The following is a 26820-nucleotide window of genomic DNA, read 5'->3' on the forward strand; positions in this document are numbered from 1 at the left end:
CCCGAAGGAGGAGAGTTGCAGATACTATCGACTATAAACTGTCTGGCTATTATTTTCCTAATTAACTTTGTTTCCAAATCTGATAAAGAGCTTTCAGTCTCTTTTATTTCCTATTCAATCTCTTTTATTCCCTCTCCAGTCTCTTTTAATCTCCTTTATTCTTTCTTAATCCGGTGTAATCAGGTGTAACCCGGTGCAATCCGGTAAGTCGCCGGTGTCTTGCCGTATCTTTGTTTTACCAACAGAAAGGGAGAATGTCCTTCCTTTCGGAGAAAACAAAATTTTAAATTATGGCAACAGTAACTGTGGTGCGCTACAAGCGCAGAAAACGAATTGGAGATGAGAAGTCGCCAATGGTGTATGCTCTCAAACTCAAGTCCGGAGAGGCGAAAATCTATTCAATCGAGACGCTGGCGCGTGAAATCGAGTCAATCGGGTCGCTTTCGGTGGAGGACGTGTCGCACGTCATGAAATCTTTCGTCCGTGCGATGAAGAAGGTCTTGGTGGCAGGCGATAAGGTGAAAGTGGACGGGCTGGGGATTTTTTACACCACGCTGACCTGTCCCGGTGTGGAGCAGGAGAAGGACTGCACGGTGAAGAATATTTCTCGTGTCAATCTCCGTTTCAAGGTTGACAATTCGCTGCGCCTTGCCAACGACAGCACGGCGACTACGCGTGGAGGGGAGAATAATGTGTCGTTCGAGTTGTATACCGAGAAGAAGGCCGCTTCCGAAGGAGAAGGAGGTGGCTCCGGTTCCGAGGAGCCCGGCAAGGGAGAGGGCGGTTCCGGTGGCGGGGTGACTCCGGATCCGTCTATCTAGTTGATAACTAATTTATAAAAAATGAGAAGCGATGATTGACAAAATCTTAGATGTTGTATTGGAAATCCTGTTTTTCTTTCGCAGAAAGAGAAAAGGTAGAAGAATGAAAGGACAGGTTGATGAGGAAGATTGACCTGATTGTGATCCACTGTTCCGCCACCAGGGCGGACAGGGATTTCACGGAAGAAGATTTGGAGGTGTGCCACCGCCGTCGTGGTTTCAACGGTGTGGGGTATCATTTTTACATCCGTAAGAACGGGAGCATCAAGACGACGCGGGAGATTGAACGGATAGGTGCGCACGCCAAGGGACACAACCTGAATAGTATCGGTATTTGCTATGAGGGCGGCCTCGACTGCCACGGACGTCCTGCCGACACCCGCACTGAATGGCAGATTCATTCGATGAATGTGCTCATCCTCACGCTGTTGCGCGACTATCCCGGTTGCCGCATCTGCGGACACCGGGACTTGAGCCCCGACCTGAACGGGAACGGGGAGATCGAGCCGGAGGAATGGGTGAAGGCTTGCCCGTGCTTCGATGTGACGAAGGAATGGAGGTAATCATCGGAGAATGTCATAGTAGACTTCCGTAACCTGCTGTGATACTCGCCGGCTATTGAAACGTTCCTGAATGGTGGACATAGCTGTGACTCCGTAATCTTCTTTCCATTCGGGATGATGAAGATAAGCCAAATAGCATTCTGCCAATTCTTCCGGTTTGCCGAAGTCTACTATTAACCCGCTTTGCTGGTGAGTGATAACCTCTTTGGTACCGTCTGTCGGGGTTACTACCAACGCTTTTTTCATTGCCATAGCTTCGAGCAGGGCAATGGAAAGTCCCTCCCATAAGCTGGGTAAGCAAAAAACATCGATAGCGTGCAATACATCCGGTACGTCACTGCGAAAAGGTGAGGTCCGGATGTATTTTTCCATTCCATACAGGCGAATTGCTTCTTTAGTCTCTTCTTCCATGTCACCCTGACCCACTAATAGCGCCTTTATTCTTTTGTCTTTCTGCCGTGCAAGAACGATACTCTTTACGAAGTCCAAAGGAGCTTTCTGCAAGGTGATCCTGCCCACAAAGCCTATCACGAAATCCTCGTCGGTAAATCCGAACTCGTTGCGGAGATTGCTGAACTCCCGGTGGGGGTTGAACTTTGTCAGGTTAATGCCGTTTTCTATGACGATCGAATGTTTTAATCCGAAAGTTTTCTGCCCGGTAATCCGGTTACTTTCCGAGACACAGATTACTTCTTTGCTCAACTTGCATATTATTTTTTCACTCCATGCTCGGAGACGTTTGATGAAAAACGACTGGTCTTGGTGAAAACTCCACCCGTGAACGGTATATACCATGGGGATGTGTAGCTTCCGGGCTATAAAAGCGACATTGGATGCGGCACGACTTCCGTGGGCATGGATCAGTTGTATGTTCTCTCTGAGAATCAGCTCTTTGATCTGCCGGGTGATGCGTACGTCAAATGGGTGAGAGGTGTTGACAACGTGGCACTTGACTCCTCTTTGTGTGAGCGCGTCAATCATTTGTCCGCCTGTGAATGATAGGACAATGGGATTGACACGGTTGTCGAATCCTGCTATGAGATCGAGGAGGTGAGACTCGCCACCACCTACCTGACCTTGTCTGATTACTTCTAATACGTTAATTGCCATGCTCGGTATGTATAAATTTTTTGTTAACTCCTTTTAATTTGAACAGATTACTTGCAATGCCGAGCAGTAAGGACGGTAGCTGGAAGATTGCCCGTAAGAGTTGCTTGTTCAGTAAATGTCCGGGGATTGCCGTAAACAGTGCAAGAAATAAAGCAAAAGCGAGTATCCACCATTTAATGCTTGAATAGGGGGAAACCAGGGTGACTAGTATGGTGAAAAAAAATGTGCAGAAGATCAGGATGATACGGGGCAGCAGTGTCCATTGAAAAACTTTGTCGCAATAGTCTATATTGCCGCGCAGTAGCTCTTTTGGAAAGTCGGGAAGTGCCCGTACTAATGAGTCAAATTGGGCAGCTATCCAGCGTTTGCGCTGGTTTTTGATTCCTTCTTTCTTTTGGGTCTTTTCGTCTTTCACGTAGACGTGTTCCAGATATTCTATATGGATGCGCTGTTTGAGCAGGAGGGCTTCCATTTCCTTATCCTCTCCTGCCGTTTCGAGCAGGTGTATATGTTGGCGGAACCAACAGGCTTCCAATGCCATGCCTGAACCGATAAGGGCCGAAGACAGTCCGAGTGCGATGTGCCCGCTGCGGAATATTGAGTTGTTGATTTCTTCACTGGCCGCATCGAGAACGGCAATATCCGTATTGGTGTTTTTCGCGGTGCGGTGTGCCTGAACGGCTCTGGCTCCTGACTGAAAAACAGGGTTGAGTTCGGATAGAAAACTTGTACCGGCAGTATTGTCCGCGTCCATAATGACCACTGCGTCGTATGGTATGTCTGCGGTGGCGTTCATTGCCAGACTCATTGCTTTGGCTTTCGAACTGTCGGTATAGTCCGCTATCAGTAGACGGACAGGCAATTGTCGCAGAGCTTCGTTCGTGCTTTCCTGCATCTGGTCGGAAATCACGATAATGTCATATAATTCCCGTGGGTAATCTTGCTGTAAGAAGGAATAAATGGCGGGGATAATGACTTTGTCTTCTTTATAGGCAGGAAAGAGCACGGCAAACTTGGTCCCGGGAGCCGTGCGAGGATAGATACGGGGGCGGCAGAATTTTGACGCTATGGCAAACAATAACAGGTAACCTGTGTTGAAGGCCAGGATTATGTAGAGTATAATTTCTGCAATGTGTAGTATGGTTATCATTTTTGTTCTTTTTTATGAGGAATACGGATGAATGCTGATATACCTTTTATGGTAGCCGTTAAGAGATCCGGCCGACCTTTTAATAAAAAAGACAGTCCGTTTTTTCCGGCAGCCAGCGTTGTCTGGTAAATGATAGAAAGCCAGCGGTTGCTCCCCTCCAGATTCCGCCAGGCATAGAGCAGGCGGTTACGCGTCAGATAGTAGGTGCGCAATTTACTTAGCTGCCCGGTGCTTTGGCTTTCTTTGTGGAAAACAGTGCAACGCGGTTCGTACCATAATTCATAGCCGGCACGTGTTATATGGGTGCTCCAATCCAGTTCTTCATAATAAAGAAAGAATATTTCCGGCATCAGCCCTACTTTTTCAATCACTTCACGTTTCACCAGCATAGCTGCCCCATGCAGATAAGGGGTGGGATGTGGGGTGTCGAATGTCCCGTTGTCCGGACAACCGAAACCTATGCCTGCATTGCGCAGTGTGATAGGGGTCAGTGGAGTGAACCCTGCGAATTGTATATTCTGAGGAGGAAAAGCGAAACGGATTTTGGGAGATACACCTCCTATTTCCGCACGGCTTTCGAGTCGCTCTATCAAAAAAGAGACTGTATCCTGCTCTATGTATGTGTCATTATTTATCAGAAAGATATATTTCCCTTTTGCTTCTCGGATGCCTATGTTATTGCCACCGGAGAATCCTTTGTTTTCATTGCTGCGGATAGCAATGACGGAGGGGTAGCGTTCACGTATTTTGGCAGCTTCGTCTTCACGTGATGCATTGTCTACCACGATCGTCTCATAACGTATGGAATGTATTTTATTTTGCAATGATTCTATCAGTTCACAGGTGTCTTTGAACCCGTTATAGCAGATCGTGATAAAGGATATCTCCGGAATATTGTTTGTCATATTTACTCGTCGGTTTCTGGGGTGGATACTGATTGGGTGTTTTCTTCTTCACTGATACGCTTGTCTATATGCGGTGCGGCAAAACAGAGGGCAAAGCCTATATAGACAGGTAACTGGTTGGGATATTGCATCACATCATTGACATAGGCGGCTATAAAGAATCCTGCGTCCATGCAGAGCCAGGCCGCTACGAGTCCCCGCAGGCTTTTATTGCGTACCTTAAACATCAGTATCCAGGAGCACCAGGCGAAAAGGGTGCCGTGTATGCCGAGATAAAGAATCAGTCCGACAATCCCTGTTTCTACCCATACACTGACCAACCATGAATCAGGAGGATAGGGCATCTGCTCTTTTGAATTGAAATGGCCTGATTTAGACAGCCCGATACCGTAACCAATGGGTTTCTTTATCATCAATTCTTTCATCCTTTGTCGATTCTCGACACGCACATTGTAGGAGGCGTCTTCGGTTGGGTGGAAAGAAGAACGCATTTTATGGATGTATTGGTTACCGCTTCCTATGTTAGTGAAATAGAAAAAACAAAAAACTCCGATAGAGACAAAGATGCCTGCCAACAGCGCTTTCCAATTTTTGGCCAAAATGGTTATCATCAGCATTCCGCCCATGATAACTCCCATGGCTGCTCTGGTTCCGGAGATTCCCACTCCGTAGAGCCCTCCCATTGCAATGCACAGAAAGTAGATGCGTTTCCATTTTGAGTCTACGAAAAATGCGCTAATGGTGAAAACGACGGTTGCCATAGCGCAATGTACGCCGTAATTTGCCGCATCTGTAAAGCAGGAGAAATAGCGGATGCCCGACCAGATGATATGGGTTCGGGCACCTCCCATTGAAAATAAAAAATGAAGGTCCTTGGAGCTGAAACCATGGCTTTTCTGCCAATATCCTTTGATTGTAAATATGATGACGAATACAGACCATACGATCAGTAGCAGTTCGATGTCTTTTTTGGTACGAATGATTATCGGAACTATAAAGGCACATATCAGGCCTATGAGTGTATATGGGGTGATGTTGATATTCCATGCCTCTATTACATTGTTGGGATTCAGTAATTCCAGGAAATAGAATAGGAGCCAGGCTACAAACAAATATGTCATTATGTTTCGTCCGGGCTTCCAGTTTGTTTGCTCGTCATTGTTAAGCTGTATCAGGCAAGTAGTCGTTAACAACAAGATAAATATCATGGAAAAAAGACCTATCTTGATATTCATTATAATGTTTGCCGCAACCAGTGCAAACTGTGCGGCAAGCAGAATATGAAAAGTTACTATCCTGTTATTCATCGTCTTCGTCTTCTACTTCTTTGGTCTTATTCTTGAAGTTGAATATGATTTTTTCAGTTAATGATAATTGGCTGAGATGATAACCGATTTTACGTAATAACGTATACGGTGGCAGCTGACCGGTGAAATCTTCTACTGCTCCCCGTCCGGCATTGGTCAGGCAGATACGGAACGGAACATCTGTTGTTCCCAGCTGGACCATAAGCTGGTCACAAAGCTGTTTGTCGAATGTTTTCCAACCATGATTCGCCGAAGCTATCAGGATGTTGGCATTGGCATCGTGCAACAGTGCACTGGGTATGCTGCTCTCCGATAACGGCGGATAGGCAACTATCAGGATGTCTTCTCCTTGTAAAGTGTAGAAGTCTGTGATGTTCTTAGCTAACAAATATTGAGTGGAATTGGTGTTGAAATCCACTCCGTGGGTGATAAATCTTGTATTCAACATACGGCTTTGCATATATCCGCAGACAAGGTTGCCTATTGTTTCTTCATCGGAATCTTCATTGATACTGAACAAATTGATGATGAATACACCCGGAGATTTTCGTTTGCCCAGAAAACGAAGCAGCGAATTGGTCAGCTCACTTGCGGAATGTTGCACGTAGGTCTTGGTCAGTCCTCCGTAACGGGAAGTCGAAAGGCTGGGGACAGCACCTACCACTTTATATCCCGTCACTCGCTTGGTGCGATCGGCATCCCGCAATGTTCTGTCAAGCATTTCTATTAGCAGCAATAAGGCAACAATTATTAAAAAACTGCCTATACACGCAGCTATGATGATTTGCTTCCGGTTAGTTGAATGGGGCGAGATCGGATAGGTCGGTTCATTCAGCACCTTCAGTGTAGCGGAGGTCATTTCCAGATTTTTCTTTCTTAATAAGGCCTCGTTATAGCTGTGCAATACGGTTAGATAGTTGCGCTCGGTAAAGTTAATCATACGCTCTTTCTGTTTGATCGTAGTACCTACCGGTGCAAAGAATACGTATCGCTCGTTCAGCTCTTGGCGCGAGTTCTGTGCAATTAGCAGTTCGGCTTTGGCCTTTTCATATAACAGGGTTTGTTCGAGCCACTGGTCGATGATGTTTGTTCGCAAAACACCTTCTTTGCTGTATTTATGTCCTACATAGGCATCTGTCAGTTCGCTTAGCTCTTTTTTAAGTTCACTCAATCGCTTCTTGTTGTTATTGAGAGCAGTAATGTCTTTATTATTTGAATCGGACATAGCTTCGACCTCCGAGATTCTTCCTGTTATATCGGAAGCTTCTTTTATTTTTCCGACAAACTCCATGTTTTTAATTATCTGTTTGGCGTTGCTGTCCATGTGCCGTTCTAATTCGTCGAGCATGGACCTGCTGCTGTTTAATGCAAACATTGCGTCCTGCTCTCTCAATGCGTATTCTTTGTTGATAGCGGCTATTTCCTTCGTTTCATCAAGATAATTGATGACGCGTTTTTCTACGTTGTATTTAGTTAAGTCTTCTTCTTCTGTACTAAGTTTCTTCCCGATCCTTTTCAGTTCTTCATCAAAGTATTTGATAACTTTGTCGGTCTCTCCATAACGGATACGGCGATATTCTTCCACAAACTCATCCATTAAGATACTTACTGTGTTGTATGCGATACCCGGGTCGCTGGATGAGTAGCTGATGTCCAGCAGATCGCTGGTCAGGCGGCGCTGTACTTTTATATTTTTCAGGGCATTATAGCTATAAAACGGATGAATATAGTAAAACAGGCCGTAAATATAGTTCTCTTTATGCGGCCGCATATATTTTTCCAGATTGGAGACTGTTTTGTCTTCGCTTGATTTGTCTATCAGCTTTAGAATTTCATTCCCGTTCGGACTGTTTTTTAAATGGTTATATGTGGTGGTATAACTGGAAACAGTAATACCATTGGTTTCCCTGTCCGGATTTCCTTGGATAAGAACTCTGGCAAATAGTCGCAGGCACACTCGTTTTAGTGTACTTTCAGCTTGCATGATACTGATCAGATTGTCCATTGAATTTTGTACGGTAGCCCAGTCTGTCCGCTTGTCACTTTCCAGATTATATCCTGAAGCGACCCCGGTGTACAGAGTGGCCTTTACATCATATCCGCCCTGCATGTGGCGTGTATAATAGATGACTGATAGAGTGAAGAGGGTGGTTCCAATCAGCAATAACCACCGGTGGCGGAATAAAGTCTGTATGGTAGAGATAACAAAATTCATATCTTCTGTTTTTATTTTCGTATAATGGGGGTACGTGAAATAACCTCGAGTATCATCAGGCTTTTTGTTAACTCATATTTACTCTTTTCGTATGCTTCACGGGCTTGTGACTGTCTTTCTTTATCTGTTGACAGATCGGCCGATTCTATGGTTCCGTTGGCAAAGTTCTTTTCGGATATTTCGTATTGTACATTGGCAAGAATCAGGCTTTCACTTTTCATTTGAAGAACTCTTATCTGCGAAGTGGCCATGGCATACATCTCAATAATGTTTTTCTTAATCTCATCGTATTTGATCTCCTGCTCCAGTTGCGCGCTTTTCAGTGTAAGCCTTTGTCGGCTGACACGTCCTTTGAGATCAAATAAATCATTTAACGGAATGCTGACACCTGCCCCCAGCGTATAACCGTTTTGCGCCTGAGTAGAATAGGTGAGGTAGGGAGCTATCGCCACATCTGTATAGGTAGATTCGTTGCCGAACATACCATATTGATAACTTCCCCTCAAACTGAAGAAGCCGAGAAATGCCCATTTTTCCTTTTGTAATAATTTACGCTCTATTGCTGTTTTAGCGTCTGCCAACTCATAGATAGGATTGTTTTTGGCATTTTCGAATAGAACGGACAGGGGAGGAAGATCTATCTTACTATAATCTTCGTCATTCAGTTGAGAATAGTCGCCGATTTCTTGCGCAACTACACGGGGGGTAGAGGCAAACAAAAGTAGTAATCCCGAAAAAAGATATATAAATTGCTTCATAAAAAAATCATATTATTTGCTCTTGCTGTGTTATAGCTTGCGCAAATATAAGGATTAATTTTATTTATGAGCAGTCTTTTATTATCTATTTTGCAATCTTTCTTGTTAATTGTGCGCGGATTACCGGTTAAAATGCCTCCGTCATATTGAAATAGAACAAATTCTGTTTGTTCACCATGTCTCTGCCGTAGTCGAGACGCACATTCATACGGGGTTGGACTTCGATGCGCAAACCCAATCCGAGGTTAGGAAGCACGCCTTCTATCTTGCCCGGCGTAGGACCCATGAATCCGCATCCTCCCCATGCTACATAACCTACATGATTCAGCATTCTTTTCACCCACGTGCTTTTGTCCGTGTTTATCATCTGACGATATTCAGCCATTATTACATGAGAGGACTTGTCGCGAAACTGTCCCATATAATATCCGCGAAGATCAAAAGGGGTTCCGCTGAGTGCATATTTCGTCAGTGGAACATTTCCGAAGACGTTCTTAGTCTGTACCGTCCAGGCAACCACCTTGCGTCTGCCGACAGTCTTATATTGACGGTAATCGATCTCTAAACGGTAAAAATTGTCATCACCTCCGAATACTTTGCTATACATCATTCCGCGAAAATCAAGATATGTTCCCCGGTAAGCATTTGCCGGAACATCACGTGTGTCGTACGTCAATAAGAATCCGAGCCCCGAACTGAAATTTGTGTATCCGTGCTCTGTCCCTCCGGCTGCAATATACGAAGGTTGCTCGATCATTCCGGCGGCGGGTTTCGTGATCTTATCATAATTCAAATCAATCTGAGGGCCTGCAAAGAAGTTGCTTTTTCCCAGACGGAACAGAAACCACGGATTCACCTGAATGCCGCTGTAACGGTATTCGCTGGTGTCTTCTCCGCGAGGATAGTCTTTGTTGGTGCTATATCCGATGCCATAGAAGTTCTCAATCGTATTTTTGTAGGAGAAGGTACCGAAGATACGGAAACGGTCACCTTTGAAGAAAAGCTGCGGCTTGGTCATCAGGTTCAGACCGCCTTTAAACATCAGGGCAATCGCCATAGGGACGATCGAACGCCGCTGGGTAGTATCGCTGGGATTCATCCGGAATGTCATTAAAGCGCTACCGCCTACCAACAAGCCAAAATCTGGTGTGTAACTGGGACCGCCCAATATATTATAGTGAAGATTTCTCTTGGCTACACGTTCACGTCGTAGTTCACGTTTGGAAAGGGTGGGAGTGGTATCTGTCGGGAGAATTTCACCAGCAGACATTGAATTCATAGAACCTTGCACTTCGTCGTTTTTTACTATCGTGCGATCTGTTTGGGCTAATGTAAAGCTGATGGGCAGAACTGCCAACCACATACCTATTATATATCTTTTCATATTCTTTCTTGGAATCTGACTGCAAAGAAAACGCTTTTATTTCGATTAGTTTTCATCTTCATAGATAATAAATCTAAAAAAGAATTGTATTTTTGCCAAATAATATATGTAAAACCAATTTGCCAATATGCTAATATCCGGTGCGGCAAACATAAACACGACACGTCTATCTATTAGCATACCGGCAAAGTAACTTAACGAATTATCTATAATGAATAAACGAATCTTACCAGTTTTTGTTTTCTGTGCCCTCTGCTACTCGGCACAGGCACAAGACGCGAAAGGAGGCATCAGTGACGCTATGATGCAGCAAATCAAACAGAGTTACCAGAATACGTCTGCCGACAAAGCTATCCGCAACGCTATCGGCAGCAACGACATCCGCAAACTGGCTCTCAATCAGGATAACATGAAAGGAATGGACACGCACTTTTCAGTTAAAGTGAACTCCAAAGGTATCACGAACCAGAAATCATCCGGACGTTGCTGGCTCTTTACGGGGCTGAACGTGATGCGTGCCAAAGCGATTGACAAGTATCATCTGGGTTCTTTTGAGTTCTCTCAGACTTATCCTTTTTTCTTCGACCAACTGGAGAAAGCGAACCTTTTCCTGCAAGGTATCATCGACACCAGTGACAAACCGATGAACGACAAAATGGTGGAATGGCTTTTCCGTAATCCTCTGAGTGACGGCGGAACTTTCACCGGGGTAGCCGACATTGTAAGTAAATATGGTCTTGTACCCAAAGATGTAATGCCGGAAACGAACAGTAGTGAAAATACTTCCCGCATGGCCGGTCTGATCACCCTGAAGCTTCGCGAACAGGGGATTCAGCTTCGCGATATGGCTGCTAAGGGCGCTAAACCTGCTGCTCTGGAGAAAACGAAAACTGAAATGCTCGGCACTATCTACCGGTTGCTCGTTCTGAACTTGGGCGTTCCTCCCACAGAATTTACATGGACTGAGTATAATGCCCAAGGTAAGCTTGTTTCTACCGAAAATTATACCCCGTTGTCTTTCTTGAAGAAGTATGGTGACGAAAACCTCATCAGCAACTACATTATGCTAATGAACGATCCCAGCCGCGAATACTACAAATGTTACGAAATCGACTATGACCGCCACCGTTACGACGGCAAGAACTGGACATACGTCAACCTACCCGTTGAAGATATCAAGGAAATGGCAATCGCCTCTCTGAAAGACAGTACGATGATGTATTTCTCTTGCGATGTCGGCAAATTCCTCAACTCCGACCGTGGCTTGCTGGATGTTAAAAACTACGACTACGAATCTCTTATGGGCACCACTTTCGGCATGGACAAGAAAGAACGTATCCAAAGCTTTGCCAGCGGCTCAAGTCACGCCATGACTCTTATGGCGGTTGACCTCGATGAAAATGGAAAACCGACCAAATGGATGGTTGAGAATAGTTGGGGACCTGCTTCCGGTTATCAGGGGCATCTTATCATGACTGACGAATGGTTTGACGAATATATGTTCCGTCTGGTGGTTGAAACGAAATATGCGTCTTCCAAAATACAGGAAATACTCAAGCAGAAACCGATTCGTCTCCCTGCCTGGGACCCGATGTTTGCCGGAGAAGAATAGTCTTTTTCTTCTTTTTGAGAACAAAAGAAAGGCACTCTAAAGAATATTGTGTGCGACCACGAAAGGAATTGCGGATATTTTTCCGTAATTCCTTTCTTTTTTCCTCACGAATCCCAATCTTATTTATTACTTTTGCGGCAAATTTATGAAACCATTATTTTATATAGCATGGCAAATGTAATAAAGTTACGTAAAGGCCTTGACATAAACCTGAAAGGTAAAGCTGCTGAAACGTACGCAACAGTGAAAGAACCGGGATTTTACGCACTCGTACCCGATGATTTTCCTGGAGTGACGCCGAAGGTAGTCGTAAAAGAGCAGGAGTATGTGATGGCTGGTGGACCCTTGTTTATCGACAAGTATCATCCTGAAGTGAAATTTGTTTCGCCCGTGAGTGGCGTGGTGACGAGTGTTGAACGTGGTGCTCGCCGCAAGGTGTTAAACATCGTAGTAGAGGCGGCTGCCGAACAGGACTACGAAGAATTTGGAAAGAAGAATGTTGCCTCAATGGATGCTGATGCTGTGAAAACCGCTTTGTTGGAAGCCGGTATTTTTGCGTTTATCAAACAACGTCCTTATGACATCATCGCCGACCCGACGGTTACCCCGAAGGGAATCTTCGTATCTGCATTCGACACCAATCCGCTGGCTCCCAACTTCGAATTTGCTTTGAAAGGAGAAGAAGCAAACTTCCAGACCGGACTCGATGCTCTCGCCAAAATGGCAAAAACTTACCTGAGTATCAGCGTAAAACAAAACGCTACTGCACTGACTCAGGCTAAGAACGTTACAATTACTGCATTCGACGGACCGAACCCTGCCGGTAACGTAGGTGTTCAAATCAATCACATCGCTCCCGTATCCAAAGGTGAGACTGTGTGGACGATCGACCCGCAGGCAGTTATCTTTATCGGCCGTCTCTTTAATACAGGCCGTGTGGATTTCACCCGTACAGTAGCTGTGACTGGTTCCGAAGTGTTGAAACCTGCTTACTGCAAACTTCAGGTAGGTGCGTTGCTGACTAACGTATTTGCCGGAAATGTAACGACAGGCAAGGATCTGCGCTACATCAGTGGTAATGTGTTGAGCGGAAAACAGGTATCACCGAACGGATTCCTGGGAGCTTTCGACAGCCAGCTGACTGTAATTCCCGAAGGTGACGACATTCACGAAATGCTTGGTTGGATTATGCCGCGTTTCAACCAGTTCAGTGCCAACCGCTCTTATTTTAGCTGGTTAATGGGCAAAAAAGAATATACGTTGGATGCCCGCATCAAAGGTGGCGAACGTCATATGATTATGTCAGGTGAATACGACAAGGTATTCCCAATGGATATCTTGCCCGAATATCTGATTAAAGCTATCATCGCCGGTGATATTGACCGTATGGAAGCGTTGGGTATCTACGAAGTGGCTCCCGAAGACTTCGCTCTTTGCGAATTCGTCTGCTCTTCGAAAATGGAACTGCAACGTATCGTCCGTGCCGGACTCGACATGCTCCGTGCTGAAATGGCATAATCAATGCCCGCATGGCAAATCGTAAATTGTAAATCGTAAAATAGTAAATATATTAATGAAAGCGTTAAGAAATTATCTCGATAAGATAAAGCCGAACTTTGAAGAGGGCGGCAAATTCCACGCATTCCAGTCGGTGTTCGACGGCTTCGAAACATTCCTGTTCGTGCCCAGCAAGACTGCGAAAACGGGAACGCACATACACGACGCGATCGACAGCAAACGTATCATGTCGATTGTGGTTATTTCGTTAGTACCGGTGTTGCTGTTCGGTATGTACAACGTAGGTTATCAGCATTTCACTCATACAGGTGCCACAGGCAGCTTCTTCGAAATGTTTATCTACGGATTTCTGGCAGTGTTGCCGAAAATAATCGTATCTTATGTAGTAGGTCTGGGCATTGAGTTCATCGTAGCTCAATGGAAGAAGGAAGAAATTCAGGAAGGATTCCTCGTTTCGGGTATCCTGATCCCGATGATTGTTCCGGTTGACTGTCCGTTGTGGATTCTCGCCGTAGCGACTGCATTTTCTGTTATCTTTGCGAAAGAGGTATTCGGTGGTACAGGTATGAACATTTTCAACGTAGCGTTGATTACTCGTGCATTCCTGTTCTTCGCTTATCCGACCAAGATGTCCGGTGATGCCGTTTGGGTATCCGGCGACACTATTTTCGGTATGGGACAGGCGGTAGACGGACTTACGGTTGCCACTCCTCTGGGATTAGCTGCAACGACAGGTATTGTGCCTGAGTTCAGCATGGATATGGTGACAGGTCTGATTCCCGGTTCTATCGGTGAAACAAGCGTGATCGCTATTCTGATTGGTGCCGTTATCCTTTTGTGGACGGGGGTTGCTAGTTGGAAAACTATGATTTCTGTGTTTGTCGGTGGTGCATTCATGGCTTGGGTGTTCAACGCAATCGGCATGGAAAACAATACAATGGCGCAAATGCCTTGGTACGAACACCTCGTTCTCGGTGGTTTCTGCTTCGGTGCCGTGTTTATGGCTACCGACCCTGTTACTTCCGCACGTACGGAAAGAGGTAAGTATATTTTCGGATTCCTGATTGGTGTCATGGCGATCGTTATCCGTGTTCTGAACCCGGGTTACCCCGAAGGTATGATGCTCGCTATCCTGTTAATGAACATCTTCGCACCGCTGATTGACTACTGTGTAGTACAGGGAAATATCAGTCGCCGCGAGAAACGTGCTATCAAGTCTAACCAATAAATACCGAATGAAAATGAATACGAATAGTAATAGTTATACTATCATTTATGCTTCGGTAATGGTTGTTATCGTGGCATTCCTGCTGGCATTCGTTAGCTCTTCATTGAGAGAAACACAAAACAAGAATGTGCAGTTGGACACTAAAAAGCAGATTCTTGCTGCATTGAACATTAAGAATGTAGAAGATGCGGATGCAGAATATCAGAAATATGTAAAAGGTGATATGCTGATGAACGTAGACGGTACGCTGACTGAAAATACTGGCGAATTTGCTACCAACTACGAGAAAGAAGCAAAAGAACAACAACGTCTGCACGTATTTGTGTGCGAAGTGGACGGCCAGACTAAATATGTCGTTCCTGTTTACGGTGCCGGTCTTTGGGGCGCTATCTGGGGATACATCGCGCTGAACGAAGATAAGGATACTGTTTACGGTACTTACTTCTCTCATGCTAGTGAAACTCCGGGTCTGGGTGCTGAAATTGCTACCGAACATTTCCAGAATGAATTCGTAGGCAAGAAAACATTGGAAGACGGTTCTATCGCTTTGGGAGTTGTAAAGAATGGCAAGGTAGAGAAACCTGAATATCAGGTGGACGGTATTTCGGGTGGTACAATTACCTCAGTAGGGGTGGACGCTATGTTGAAAGCTTGCCTGAGCAGTTATATGAGTTTTTTAACTAAATAATTAAGGAGGAGATATAAAGAATATGGGACAATTGTTTTCAAAGAGAAATAAAGAAGTATTCTCTGCTCCGTTGGGAATAGATAATCCGGTTACCGTACAGGTGCTAGGTATCTGTTCTGCACTTGCTGTTACCGCAAAACTGGAGCCTGCCATTGTAATGGGACTTTCGGTAACAGTGATTACAGCTTTTGCTAATGTCGTTATTTCATTGCTTCGCAAAACCATTCCTAACCGTATACGTATCATCGTTCAGTTGGTTGTGGTAGCTGCTTTGGTAACTATCGTGAGTGAAGTTCTGAAAGCGTTTGCTTATGATGTAAGCGTGCAACTTTCTGTTTATGTAGGTTTGATTATTACCAACTGTATTCTTATGGGACGTCTGGAAGCATTTGCCATGCAGAACGGTCCTTGGGAGTCTTTCCTTGACGGTGTCGGTAATGGTTTGGGATATGCCAAGATTCTGGTAATCGTGGCTTTCTTCCGCGAATTGCTTGGTTCGGGTACACTGCTTGGTTTCAATATATTGAACTACGAACCTATTCAAAACACCGGATACATTAACAACGGTTTGATGTTGATGCCGCCTATGGCATTGATTATCGTAGCTTGCATTATCTGGTACCAACGTGCGCGCCACAAAGAGTTGCAAGAAGAAAGTAATTAATAATTCAAGATTCAAAAAAGAATTATGGAACATTTATTAAGTTTATTCGTCCGCTCTATCTTTGTGGACAACATGATATTCGCATTCTTCCTGGGTATGTGTTCATACCTGGCCGTTTCGAAGAATGTGAAGACTGCCGTAGGACTGGGTATCGCCGTAACTTTTGTGTTGTTGGTGACGCTTCCGGTGAACTACTTGTTGCAAACTAAGGTGCTGGCTGCCAACGCTATCATTGAAGGTGTCGATCTTAGTTTCTTGAGTTTTATTCTTTTCATTGCCGTTATTGCCGGTATTGTGCAATTGGTGGAAATGGTGGTGGAACGTTTCAGCCCGTCGCTGTACGCTTCACTAGGTATCTTCCTGCCGTTGATTGCCGTTAACTGTGCTATCATGGGTGCTTCTCTGTTTATGCAGCAACGCATCAATCTCGGTCCGAGTGATCCGAAGTATATTGGTGATATTTGGGACGCGCTTTCTTATGCACTCGGTTCCGGTATCGGTTGGCTGCTGGCTATCGTAGGTCTGGCTGCTATCCGTGAGAAAATGGCTTACTCTGACGTTCCTGCTCCGTTGAAGGGCTTGGGTATCACGTTTATCACAGTAGGCCTAATGGCAATCGCATTTATGTGTTTCTCTGGTTTGAACATCTAAAAAGAAAGGAATAAGACAATGGATATGAATTTAATATTAGCGAGCATTGGGGTATTCCTTGTGGTTATTCTGCTGCTTGTTGTTATCCTGTTGGTTGCCAAAAATTTCCTGGTACCGTCAGGTAACGTGAAACTGACAATCAACGGTGAAAAGGAATTGGAAGTGGCTTCCGGTTCTACTTTACTGAATACGCTGTCTGTCAACGGGATATTCCTGTCATCCGCTTGTGGTGGTAAGGGCTCTTGCGGACAGTGCAAATGCCAGGTGCTTGAAGGTGGCGGTGAAATCTTGCCTTCCGAAGTTCCTCACTTTAGCCGTAAACAGCAGCAAGACCATTGGCGTCTGGGCTGTCAGGTGAAAGTGAAAAGTGATATGTCTATCAAGATTGACGAGTCTGTGCTCGGTGTGAAAGAGTGGGAGTGTGAAGTTATCTCCAACAAGAACGTGGCTACATTTATCAAAGAGTTCATCGTTGCTCTGCCTAAGGGTGAACACATGGACTTCATCCCCGGTTCTTATGCACAGATCAAGATTCCTAAATTCTCAATGGACTATGACAAGGATATCGATAAGAGCCTGATTGGTGACGAATATCTGCCTGCATGGGAGAAATTCGGTCTGTTGGGCTTGAAGTGTAAGAACGATGAGGAAACAATCCGTGCTTACTCTATGGCCAACTATCCGGCGGAAGGTGACCGTATCATGTTGACTGTACGTATCGCTACTCCACCGTTCAAACCGAAAGAACAAGGTCCCGGATTTATGGATGTAATGCCGGGTATAGCTTCTTCTTATATCTTCACGCTGAAACCGGGTGACAAGGTTATTATGAGCGGTCCTTATGGAGATTTCCACCCAATCTTGGATTCTAACAAGGAAATGATGTGGATTGGTGGTGGTGCCGGTATGGCTCCGTTGCGTGCACAAATCATGCACTTGACGAAGACACTGCACGTTACCGATCGTAAGATGTCTTACTTCTACGGTGCCCGTGCGTTGAACGAAGTATTCTATCTGGAGGACTTCCTGCAAATCGAAAAAGACTTCCCGAACTTCACATTCCATTTGGCACTTGACCGTCCGGATCCTGCTGCTGATGCTGCCGGTGTGAAGTATACTCCGGGATTCGTTCACAACGTAATCTATGAAACTTACCTGAAGAATCACGAAGCTCCTGAAGATATTGAATATTATATGTGTGGTCCTGGCCCGATGTCGAAAGCTGTTGAAAAGATGCTTGATGACCTTGGCGTTCCAGCCCAGAACTTGATGTTCGATAACTTCGGAGGATAATCTTCGAAAAATACCCTCCGGTTGGGAAACTACCGGAAAGGTTATATAAAAACAGGGCGGGAAATCTGAATGCTGATTATGCTTCTCAGATTTCCCGCCTTCTTTTGTGTCTTTTCGGGATGTATTTGGTGAATTTTATGTCAGTTTTGAAGATAGTTATCTGTTTTTGCATCTACTTATCTATTAATTTTGTACTTTTGACTACATAATAGTTCCCTAAATACATTTTGTTATGGAATATCATCGTATTTCTTTTATTCACGACGACACGGAGTATTCGTTTATCAAAGCTATGAATGCAGGTTTAACCGGATATGATCTGATGAAAGCCTGTCGGGTAGAAGTTACGATTTATATGAAGGAGAATAACCTGAAAGGTCGCTATATACTGACTGGAATGGCTAAAGTTTGACCGTCTTTTTGTCTTCATACTCTTACTCTTTTTGTATCTTTGCCACATGTTAGAGAAAAATGAGATTATACAATCGGTTCTTCGTAACTTGAGGATCGAGGAGTTGAACCCGATGCAGGAAGCATCGCTGGAACAAGCTACAGGAAAAAAAGACGTCATACTGTTGTCACCGACAGGATCAGGTAAGACTTTGGCTTATCTGCTGCCATTATTGCTCACTTTGAAAACGGATGACGGTAGTGTGCAGGTATTAATCTTAGTACCTTCGCGCGAGCTGGCTTTACAGATAGACAGTGTATTTAAGGCAATGGGTACTTCTTGGAAAACTTGTTGTTGTTATGGTGGGCACCCTATTGCTGAAGAAAAAAAGAGTATTCTAGGCAATCATCCTGCTATTATTATTGGTACTCCGGGACGTATCACCGATCATTTGTCCAAGGGAAACTTCAATCCCGAAACGATCCATACACTGATTATTGATGAATTTGACAAATCACTGGAATTTGGCTTCCATGATGAAATGGCGGAGATTATCACACAACTTCCGGGATTGAAGAAACGTATGCTGCTTTCAGCTACCGATGCAGAAGAAATTCCTCAGTTTACAGGATTGAACCGCACAGTGAAACTGAATTTCCTGCCGGATGCTTCTGAAGAACAGGAATCCCGCCTGACATTAATGAAGGTGATTTCTCCCTCGAAAGACAAGATTGATACTTTATATAATTTGCTTTGTACACTGGGAAGTAGTTCTAGTATTGTTTTCTGTAATCATCGAGATGCGGTAGACCGGGTACATAAGCTTCTGGCTGAAAAGAAGTTATTTGCCGAACGTTTTCATGGTGGCATGGAGCAGCCGGACCGTGAACGTGCTTTGTATAAATTCCGTAACGGTAGTTGTCATGTGCTTATCTCTACGGACCTCGCTGCCCGTGGGCTGGATATACCGGAAATTGAGCATATCATTCATTACCACCTTCCTGTGAACGAAGAAGCCTTCACGCATCGTAACGGACGTACCGCGCGTTGGGATGCAACCGGAACTTCTTATCTGGTGCTTCACGCTGAGGAAAAACTTCCGACTTATATCCCGGATAATATAGAAACAGTGGCATTACCGGAAAATGCTTCTCGTCCTCCTAAATCTGTCTGGACTACTGTATATATAGGTAAAGGAAAGAAAGAAAAATTAAGCCGGATAGATATTGCCGGATTCTTATATAAAAAAGGAAATTTGGCTCGTGAAGATGTAGGGGCTATTGATGTAAAAGAGCATTATGCATTTGTTGCCGTTCGTCGGGCTAAGGTGAAACAATTGCTGAATTTGATCCAAGGAGAAAAGATCAAAGGAATGAAGACAATTATCGAAGAAGCGAAGTAGAAAAAAAACTTTTTCTTTATAAATATTCATTTTTATCTCATTTCTCTTTCACTTTATAATTTATTGATTTCATAGAGTGATATTTTCGACTTTTATTCTTAACTTGATATGTATAGATAACAATATGGTGTATATATCCTGTATAAACCAATAAAAAGTAAGAGAAATCTGCTATAAAACAGTATTTTTATAAGGAAAGATTTGTACGCCGAAAATAAATTCGTAAATTCGCAAAGTCGAAAGACAAAAAGTAACGAAATTGTTAAACCAAAAACAAACTTCAAATGAAAAAGCATAATTTCAATGCAGGACCTTCCATTCTTCCGCGTGAGGTGATAGAGGATAATGGAAATCAGCCACCGTGCCAAAGACTTCCAACCTGTGGTTGACGAGGCAGAGGCATTATTCAAGGAATTACTCAATATCCCCGAAGGTTATTCGGTTTTGTTCCTGGGTGGAGGTGCTAGTATGGAGTTCTGCATGGTGCCCTATAATTTCCTCGAAAAAAAAGCAGCTTATTTGAATACCGGTGTATGGGCAAAGAAAGCAATGAAAGAAGCCAAAGGTTTTGGTGAAGTTGTAGAGGTTGCCTCTTCAGCCGAAGCTACATATACTTATATCCCGAAAGATTACACAATCCCTGTTGATGCAGATTATTTCCATATCACTACAAATAATACAATTTACGGTACGGAATTGAAGAAAGACCTCGATTCTCCGGTTCCAGTGATTGCCGATATGTCTTCTGATATTTTCTCACGTCCGATTGACGTTTCCAAATACATCTGTATCTATGGTGGTGCGCAGAAGAATTTGGCTCCCGCAGGTGTTACATTTGTTATCGTAAAGAATGACGCACTAGGTAAAGTTTCCCGCTATATCCCGACAATGTTGAACTATCAGACTCATATTGATAGTGGCTCTATGTTCAACACTCCTCCGGTAGTACCTATTTATGCTGCTTTGCAGACTCTTCGTTGGATTAAAGCTCAGGGTGGTGTGAAGGAAATGGAACGCCGTGCTATTGAAAAGGCTGATATGCTGTATGCAGAAATTGACCGTAATAAATTGTTCGTAGGTACTGCTGCCAAGGAAGACCGTTCACGCATGAATATCTGTTTTGTAATGGCTCCTGAATACAAAGATTTGGAGGCAGACTTCTTGAAGTTTGCAACAGAAAAAGGTATGGTAGGTATTAAGGGACACCGTTCCGTAGGTGGTTTCCGTGCTTCATGCTACAATGCTATGCCGAAAGAGAGCGTTCAGGCTTTGATTGACTGCATGCAGGAATTTGAAAAACTTCATTAATAATATTGTCACCACAGATTACACAGATTGGCACAGATATTTCTAAATTCTGTGAGAATCTGAGTAATCTGTGGTGAGTTTTTATAAACAGAATTTGATTATGAAAGTACTTGTAGCTACTGAAAAACCGTTTGCAAAGATTGCAGTAGACGGTATCCGTAAAGAAATTGAAGCGGCCGGATATGAGCTTGTTTTGCTTGAAAAATATACAGATAAGGCTCAGTTGTTGGATGCAGTGAAAGATGCTAATGCGATTATTATCCGTAGTGATATTATTGATGCAGAAGTGTTGGATGCTGCGAAAGAGTTGAAGATTGTGGTTCGTGCCGGTGCAGGATATGATAATGTTGACTTGGCTTCCGCTACTGCTCACGACGTTTGTGTGATGAATACTCCGGGACAGAACTCTAATGCTGTTGCCGAACTGGCTTTGGGTATGATGGTTTATGCTGTCCGTAACTTCTATAACGGTACTTCCGGTACGGAATTAATGGGCAAGAAATTGGGTATCCATGCTTACGGAAACGTAGGTCGCAATGTAGCCCGTGTTGCTAAAGGCTTCGGAATGGAAGTTTATGCATACGATGCATTCTGCCCGAAAGAAGTAATCGAGAAAGACGGAGTGAAAGCGCTTGATTCTGCTGCAGAACTTTACAAGACTTGCCAGTTTGTTTCTCTGCACATCCCGGCAACTGCCGAAACAAAGAACTCTATCAACTATGCTTTGCTGAAAGACATGCCGAAAGGCGCTATGCTAGTGAATACTGCCCGTAAGGAAGTAATTAATGAAGCAGAACTTATCAAATTAATGGAAGACCGTGCAGACTTCAAATACATTACGGACATTATGCCTGCTGCTAACGCTGAATTTGTAGAAAAGTTTGCCGGACGTTATTTCTCAACACCGAAGAAAATGGGTGCACAGACTGCCGAAGCAAATATCAATGCCGGTATTGCTGCAGCTCAACAGATTGTCGGTTTTCTGAAAGACGGTTGTGAGAAGTTTAGAGTAAACAAATAATATTCAGAATGAGGAAGGCGGATTTTCAGGATAACATAGTTATAATCTGATTAAAAACAATCTGTCGCAGAACGTCTTTTTTAGAAATAAGTAGTATATTTGAGCCACAGATTTTATATAAGTCTGTGGCTCTAATTTTTTACAAATAAAATACTAATATCATGGCAATAATTAAACCTTTCAAGGGCATTCGTCCTCCGCAGAACCTGGTTGAACAGGTTGCTTCACGTCCTTATGATGTATTGAACTCAGAAGAAGCCCGCGCAGAAGCGGAAGGTAATGAAAAATCCCTTTATCATATTATTAAACCTGAAATAGATTTCCCTGTTGGTACGGACGAACATGATGAATGTGTTTACAGCAAGGCGGCCGAGAATTTCCAACTGTTTCAGGATAAAGGCTGGTTGGTGCAGGATAGCAAGGAAAACTATTATATCTATGCGCAGACAATGAACGGTAAGACGCAGTACGGATTGGTAGTCGGTGCGTATGTTCCCGATTATATGAATGGTGTTATTAAGAAACACGAACTTACCCGTCGCGACAAGGAGGAAGACCGTATGAAGCATGTTCGTGTGAACAATGCGAATATCGAACCCGTATTCTTTGCTTATCCCGATAATGATAAACTGGATGTTATCATCAAGAAATATACTTTGGAAAAGCCCGTCTATGACTTTATCGCTCCGGGTGACGGTTTCGGACATACTTTTTGGATTATTGACCAGAGCGAAGACATTGCGGCTATCACCGCCGAATTTGCTAAAATGCCAGCTCTTTATATTGCCGACGGACATCATCGTTCTGCTGCCGCTGCATTGGTAGGTGCTGAAAAGGCAAAGCAGAATCCGAACCATAAGGGAGATGAAGAATATAACTATTTCATGGCAGTTTGTTTCCCTGCCAATCAGTTGACTATCATTGACTACAACCGTGTGGTAAAAGACCTCAATGGATTAACTCCCGAACAATTCCTTGGCGCCTTAAACAAGAACTTCATTGTTGAGGAAAAGGGGGCGGATATTTACAAACCTTCCGGTTTGCATAATTTCTCTCTTTATCTTGGAGGAAAATGGTATAGTTTGACTGCTAAAGCAGGTACATACAATGATAACGATCCGATCGGTGTGCTTGATGTGACTATATCCTCCAACTTGATTTTGGATGAAATCTTAGGCATCAAAGATTTACGCTCCGACAAACGTATCGACTTTGTAGGAGGTATCCGTGGTTTGGGAGAACTCAAGAAACGTGTAGACAGTGGTGAGATGAAAGTGGCATTAGCTCTTTATCCCGTGTCTATGAAGCAATTAATGGATATTGCCGATACAGGTAACATCATGCCTCCAAAGACAACTTGGTTCGAACCGAAACTTCGTTCGGGACTGGTTATCCATAAATTGGAATAAGACAAGTATCATTTTATAAAATAGAGCGGTCGATTTGTTACAATCATACGGTAGATTATAACGGATCGACCGCTTCTTTATAAAGAATCAACCGTTCGTTTGTAGTAAAACGACCGCTTGTTTGTATCATCCCGAACGTATCTCGTCAATTGTCTGATCGCTTAATATTTCCAAACGATAAATTGAAATTTCCGTGTAAACCCGTATCTTTGCAACATGACTGCTGAAGATACTTACAAAACCATTGCCGAACCTTCCGAAGGTATTTATACAGAAAAGCGGAGCAAGTTTATTGCTATCGCCCTGCCTGTGCGTACTCTCGATGAGATAAAAGCTCATCTTGAAACGTATCAGAAGAAGTATTATGATGCACGGCACGTATGCTATGCCTATATGCTGGGAGCCGCTCGCAAAGATTTCCGTGCCAATGATAATGGAGAGCCTTCCGGAACGGCGGGCAAGCCTATTCTCGGACAGATAAACTCCAATGAACTGACAGACATCCTGATTATCGTAGTCCGTTACTTCGGAGGAATCAAGTTGGGGACAAGCGGACTGATTGTTGCCTATAAAGCTGCTGCTGCCGAAGCAATAGCTGCTGCTACGGTCATCGAGAAAACGGTGGACGAGGAAGTGACAATCATGTTTGAGTATCCTTTTATGAATGATGTGATGCGTATTGTCAAGGAAGAAGAACCGGAGATTCTTCGGCAGTCGTATGATATGGATTGCAGTATGACATTGCGCATCCGTTCTTCCATGATGCCGAAACTGCGTGCACGGCTGGAGAAAGTGGAAACGGCACGGATTCTTGAGGAAGACTGATTGAAACATTTACCTATCACTTCTCCCTACGGAGACTCCTCCTTCCCGAAGGAGGAGAATTTTGATAGAGATTGTTGGTGGAAGTGAGATAGAATATAAATAAGAAAAATATGTTTATGAGGAACAGATATAATATACTTTTCAGCTTGTTTTGGGCTTCTCTTGTGTTGGTTGGCATTGAAACACAGGCACAGGAGAACTTGAAATTTGCTCCAAACGACATACCTGTTCCCTGGTATTCGCAGAAAATCACAGGTTGTCCCTATACACACTGTTCGCTTGCATCCTCATTAATGGTATTCGATTATTTCAAAGGCATGACAGCAGACGCGCAACGAACCTCTTCGGATGCGGAAAAGAAACTGATTGAATATCAGCGGAACTATTTTTTTAAGAAACGTGCTCCCTTCCGTCGTCGTACATCGATAGGGCAGGGAGGATATTATTCTTTCGAAATAGATTCATTGACCCGTTATTATGAGAATATGATAAGTGCGGAACATTTCCAACAGAAAGATTACCGGATACTGAAAGATTATATCGACCGTGGGATTCCCGTGTTGATAAACGTAAGGTATACAGGAGCAACTCGTGGACTTCGTCCCGGACCACGAGGACATTGGATCGTATTGCGTGGCATTGATGATAAATATGTGTGGGTGAATGACCCCGGCCGTTCGCCGGAGATGCGGAGTAAAGGCGAGAATATCCGCTATCCGATTAAGAAACAAGTCGGCAATCCTTCTTATTTTGACGGATGCTGGACAGGCAGATATATTGTGGTTACTCCGAGAGAATGGATACGTAATCCTCTTGAATCAGTAAATAAGAAACATAAGATATATGGCATTTGAAGCAACAAAAAAAGAATGGTGCGAACTTTATACTTTCTTCCGCCTGTTGGCAGACGGAAAAGTTGTATTAGGCACGGCAGAAGCGAAAATAGGAGAAATGTCCTGGCCTATTGCAGTGATTCAACGGGAAGAACATGACGGAACGCGCCGGTATTATATTGAAGAAGAATCAGTCCGTATTGAGGGAGAAACGGGTGTTAAGTCCATGCCGCGTGAAGATTTCGGTATTGTTGCCGATCTGATTTTGCAGGCAGTGAAATCCTCCTCGGAAAATGATGTCACCTCGCCGGAGGGAGTGGAAGAATTTTTGGACGAAGCCGGTATCTTCGATTTGGAAGCAAAAACAGAAGATCGTACAGATTTCTCGGTTGCCTTTTGGCATCCGGAAGCTCCGGTAAGAGGTTTCAATGTACGTTCGCGGTTGAGTGCCATGAATCCGTTATTGGACGGAGGGCGTGCGGCAAATCTTAAACTGGAGCAGAGTGGAATCAAGTTTGCTACTCCTACGGTGAATAAGATTAATGCATTGCCCGAATCCCCCAACGAAGTATCCGAGCGAATGATGCTGATAGAGCGTTTGGGCGGTGTGCTCAAATATTCGGATGTAGCCGACCGTGTGTTCCGCAGTAATCTTCTGATGATTGATTTACATTTTCCGCGTGTACTGACAGAGATGATTCGTATTATGCATTTGGACGGCATCTCCCGAATCAGTGAATTGACGGAAGTAATCAAGCAGATGAATCCTCTGAAGATAAAAGATGAGTTGATAAACAAACATTGTTTCTATGAGTTTAAAATAAAGCAATTCTTAATGGCTCTGGCTCTGGGGATGCGTCCGGCAAAGATATACAATGGTCAGGATTCGGCTGTTGAAGGCATTTTGCTGGTAGGTGGAAACGGGGAAGTACTTTGTTATCATAAATCGGAGAAGCAGGTCATGGAAGACTTCCTGTTCCGAAATACTCGTTTGGAAAAGGGCTCTTTGGATAAAGATAAATATGGCTTTTTGGAGAAAGAGAACGGAGTTTATTATTTCAAGCTGAATGCAAAGATTGGTTTGGTTAAACGGTAAATAAATTATAGTATGAAGACAAATGAAATTTTAGAGAATATCAAAGCACGTCGAAGTGTACGGGCTTACACCGGTCAGCAGGTCTCGGAAGAGGATTTGCAGGCTGTTCTGGAGGCTGCTACTTATGCGCCGAGCGGGATGCATCTGGAGACATGGCATTTCACTGCCATTCAGAATGCCGATAAACTGACCGAATTGAATGAACGTATCAAGGGAGCTTTTGCCAAGAGCGACGAACCCCGTTTGAAGGAACGCGGGCAGAGCAAGACGTATTGTTGCTATTATCATGCTCCTACTTTGGTTATCGTTTCCAATGAGCCGACTCAGTGGTGGGCGGGTATGGACTGTGCCTGTGCTATCGAAAATATGTTTCTTGCGGCTCATTCTCTGGGGATCGGTTCTTGTTGGATAAATCAGCTCGGGACGACGTGTGACGATCCTGAGGTACGTGCATTTATTACTTCGTTGGGCGTTCCGGAAAATCATAAAGTTTACGGTTGTGTAGCGTTGGGATATGCTGATTCTAAAATCCCGATGAAAGAGAAAAAGGTGAAAGACGGTACGATAACTATTGTCAAGTAGGCATTTCCCAATATATAAGTCCCGGGTATATTTCCATTATGCCCGGGACTTTTGTGTGTTTAGCCCTGGGAAGAAAGGTGATGAGT

At 44.0% G+C, this 26820-nt stretch carries 25 protein-coding genes and 1 pseudogene; 19 read left to right on the forward strand and 7 right to left on the reverse strand.

Features of this window, described 5'->3' with window-relative positions; genetic code table 11:
* From BHV72_RS10540 to BHV72_RS10550, 3 genes are all read left to right on the forward strand, one after another.
* Nucleotides 1-189 (forward strand): hypothetical protein (locus BHV72_RS10540; RefSeq protein ID WP_286855783.1); only part of this gene is annotated, 189 nt, incomplete at its 5' end.
* 101 nt (nt 190-290) lie between these two features.
* Nucleotides 291-821, forward strand: a complete 531-nt coding sequence (locus BHV72_RS10545; RefSeq protein WP_005676360.1) for an HU family DNA-binding protein — start codon at nt 291-293, stop codon at nt 819-821.
* A 119-nt stretch (nt 822-940) separates the two neighbouring features.
* Nucleotides 941-1384 (forward strand): N-acetylmuramoyl-L-alanine amidase, encoded by a 444-nt coding sequence (locus tag BHV72_RS10550; protein ID WP_005676358.1) that lies wholly within the window; start codon nt 941-943, stop codon nt 1382-1384.
* Here the strand turns inward: BHV72_RS10550 and BHV72_RS10555 are convergent, their stop codons facing one another.
* From BHV72_RS10555 to BHV72_RS10585, 7 genes are all read right to left on the reverse strand, one after another.
* Nucleotides 1385-2494 carry a glycosyltransferase gene (locus BHV72_RS10555; protein ID WP_122295549.1) on the reverse strand — a complete coding sequence of 370 codons (1110 nt, stop codon included), beginning with the start codon at nt 2492-2494 and terminating at the stop codon, nt 1385-1387.
* On the reverse strand, nt 2484-3644 hold the full coding sequence (locus tag BHV72_RS10560; RefSeq protein WP_055170381.1) for a glycosyltransferase family 2 protein: 1161 nt from the start codon (nt 3642-3644) through the stop codon (nt 2484-2486). The genes BHV72_RS10555 and BHV72_RS10560 overlap by 11 nt, the downstream gene beginning before the upstream one ends.
* Nucleotides 3641-4549 carry a glycosyltransferase family 2 protein gene (locus BHV72_RS10565; RefSeq protein ID WP_122271885.1) on the reverse strand — a complete coding sequence of 303 codons (909 nt, stop codon included), beginning with the start codon at nt 4547-4549 and terminating at the stop codon, nt 3641-3643. Before BHV72_RS10565 ends, BHV72_RS10560 begins: the two co-directional genes overlap by 4 nt.
* A 2-nt stretch (nt 4550-4551) precedes the next feature.
* On the reverse strand, nt 4552-5856 hold the full coding sequence (locus tag BHV72_RS10570) for an O-antigen ligase family protein (protein ID WP_195414694.1): 1305 nt from the start codon (nt 5854-5856) through the stop codon (nt 4552-4554).
* Nucleotides 5849-8071 carry a GumC family protein gene (locus BHV72_RS10575; RefSeq protein ID WP_258908574.1) on the reverse strand — a complete coding sequence of 741 codons (2223 nt, stop codon included), beginning with the start codon at nt 8069-8071 and terminating at the stop codon, nt 5849-5851. The genes BHV72_RS10570 and BHV72_RS10575 overlap by 8 nt, the downstream gene beginning before the upstream one ends.
* Nucleotides 8072-8082: 11 nt before the next feature.
* Complete coding sequence (locus BHV72_RS10580; RefSeq protein ID WP_005676350.1) at nt 8083-8829, reverse strand: TolC family protein; 747 nt, start codon at nt 8827-8829, stop codon at nt 8083-8085.
* A 127-nt stretch (nt 8830-8956) separates the two neighbouring features.
* On the reverse strand, nt 8957-10192 hold the full coding sequence (locus tag BHV72_RS10585) for a BamA/TamA family outer membrane protein (RefSeq protein ID WP_373111847.1): 1236 nt from the start codon (nt 10190-10192) through the stop codon (nt 8957-8959).
* A 232-nt stretch (nt 10193-10424) separates the two neighbouring features.
* Here BHV72_RS10585 and BHV72_RS10590 point away from each other — a divergent pair, with 232 nt between their 5' ends.
* The 16 genes and pseudogenes from BHV72_RS10590 (at nt 10425) to BHV72_RS10665 (ending at nt 26734) form a co-directional block, all read left to right on the forward strand.
* Nucleotides 10425-11825: a C1 family peptidase gene (locus BHV72_RS10590; RefSeq protein WP_022042221.1), complete on the forward strand. Its 1401-nt coding sequence runs from the start codon at nt 10425-10427 to the stop codon at nt 11823-11825.
* A 168-nt stretch (nt 11826-11993) separates the two neighbouring features.
* Complete coding sequence (locus tag BHV72_RS10595; RefSeq protein WP_032837660.1) at nt 11994-13343, forward strand: Na(+)-translocating NADH-quinone reductase subunit A; 1350 nt, start codon at nt 11994-11996, stop codon at nt 13341-13343.
* A gap of 55 nt (nt 13344-13398) precedes the next feature.
* Nucleotides 13399-14571, forward strand: a complete 1173-nt coding sequence (locus tag BHV72_RS10600) for an NADH:ubiquinone reductase (Na(+)-transporting) subunit B (RefSeq protein ID WP_286855794.1) — start codon at nt 13399-13401, stop codon at nt 14569-14571.
* 13 nt (nt 14572-14584) lie between these two features.
* Nucleotides 14585-15259, forward strand: a complete 675-nt coding sequence (locus BHV72_RS10605; RefSeq protein ID WP_005680717.1) for a Na(+)-translocating NADH-quinone reductase subunit C — start codon at nt 14585-14587, stop codon at nt 15257-15259.
* 22 nt (nt 15260-15281) lie between these two features.
* Nucleotides 15282-15923 (forward strand): NADH:ubiquinone reductase (Na(+)-transporting) subunit D, encoded by a 642-nt coding sequence (locus BHV72_RS10610; protein ID WP_005676342.1) that lies wholly within the window; start codon nt 15282-15284, stop codon nt 15921-15923.
* Nucleotides 15924-15947: 24 nt separating this feature from the next.
* The gene (nqrE, locus tag BHV72_RS10615; protein ID WP_005676340.1) at nt 15948-16574 is read left to right on the forward strand and encodes an NADH:ubiquinone reductase (Na(+)-transporting) subunit E; all 627 of its coding nucleotides are present in this window, start codon (nt 15948-15950) and stop codon (nt 16572-16574) included.
* Between the two features lie 18 nt (nt 16575-16592).
* Nucleotides 16593-17867: an NADH:ubiquinone reductase (Na(+)-transporting) subunit F gene (gene nqrF / locus BHV72_RS10620; protein ID WP_005676339.1), complete on the forward strand. Its 1275-nt coding sequence runs from the start codon at nt 16593-16595 to the stop codon at nt 17865-17867.
* A gap of 232 nt (nt 17868-18099) precedes the next feature.
* Entirely contained in the window at nt 18100-18279 is a 180-nt protein-coding gene (locus BHV72_RS10625; RefSeq protein ID WP_005676337.1) for a hypothetical protein, read from the forward strand.
* A 46-nt stretch (nt 18280-18325) separates the two neighbouring features.
* The gene (locus BHV72_RS10630) at nt 18326-19660 is read left to right on the forward strand and encodes a DEAD/DEAH box helicase (protein ID WP_149921522.1); all 1335 of its coding nucleotides are present in this window, start codon (nt 18326-18328) and stop codon (nt 19658-19660) included.
* Nucleotides 19661-19944: 284 nt separating this feature from the next.
* Nucleotides 19945-20968: pseudogene (gene serC / locus BHV72_RS10635) on the forward strand (3-phosphoserine/phosphohydroxythreonine transaminase).
* Nucleotides 20969-21068: 100 nt separating this feature from the next.
* On the forward strand, nt 21069-21989 hold the full coding sequence (locus BHV72_RS10640) for an NAD(P)-dependent oxidoreductase (protein WP_005676329.1): 921 nt from the start codon (nt 21069-21071) through the stop codon (nt 21987-21989).
* Nucleotides 21990-22150: 161 nt separating this feature from the next.
* Entirely contained in the window at nt 22151-23398 is a 1248-nt protein-coding gene (locus BHV72_RS10645) for a DUF1015 domain-containing protein (RefSeq protein WP_055170369.1), read from the forward strand.
* Nucleotides 23399-23614: 216 nt separating this feature from the next.
* On the forward strand, nt 23615-24223 hold the full coding sequence (locus tag BHV72_RS10650) for an IMPACT family protein (protein ID WP_005680719.1): 609 nt from the start codon (nt 23615-23617) through the stop codon (nt 24221-24223).
* A gap of 116 nt (nt 24224-24339) precedes the next feature.
* A complete protein-coding gene (locus BHV72_RS10655; RefSeq protein WP_171028046.1) occupies nt 24340-25077 on the forward strand; it encodes a C39 family peptidase in 738 nt (245 codons plus the stop codon).
* Complete coding sequence (locus BHV72_RS10660; RefSeq protein ID WP_055170366.1) at nt 25067-26152, forward strand: HpaII family restriction endonuclease; 1086 nt, start codon at nt 25067-25069, stop codon at nt 26150-26152. The genes BHV72_RS10655 and BHV72_RS10660 overlap by 11 nt, the downstream gene beginning before the upstream one ends.
* A gap of 12 nt (nt 26153-26164) precedes the next feature.
* Nucleotides 26165-26734 carry a nitroreductase family protein gene (locus BHV72_RS10665; protein WP_005680723.1) on the forward strand — a complete coding sequence of 190 codons (570 nt, stop codon included), beginning with the start codon at nt 26165-26167 and terminating at the stop codon, nt 26732-26734.
* Nucleotides 26735-26820 lie beyond the last annotated feature (86 nt).

It is taken from the genome of Bacteroides sp. 43_46, assembly GCF_001915455.1.
Lineage (GTDB): Bacteria > Bacteroidota > Bacteroidia > Bacteroidales > Bacteroidaceae > Bacteroides > Bacteroides caccae.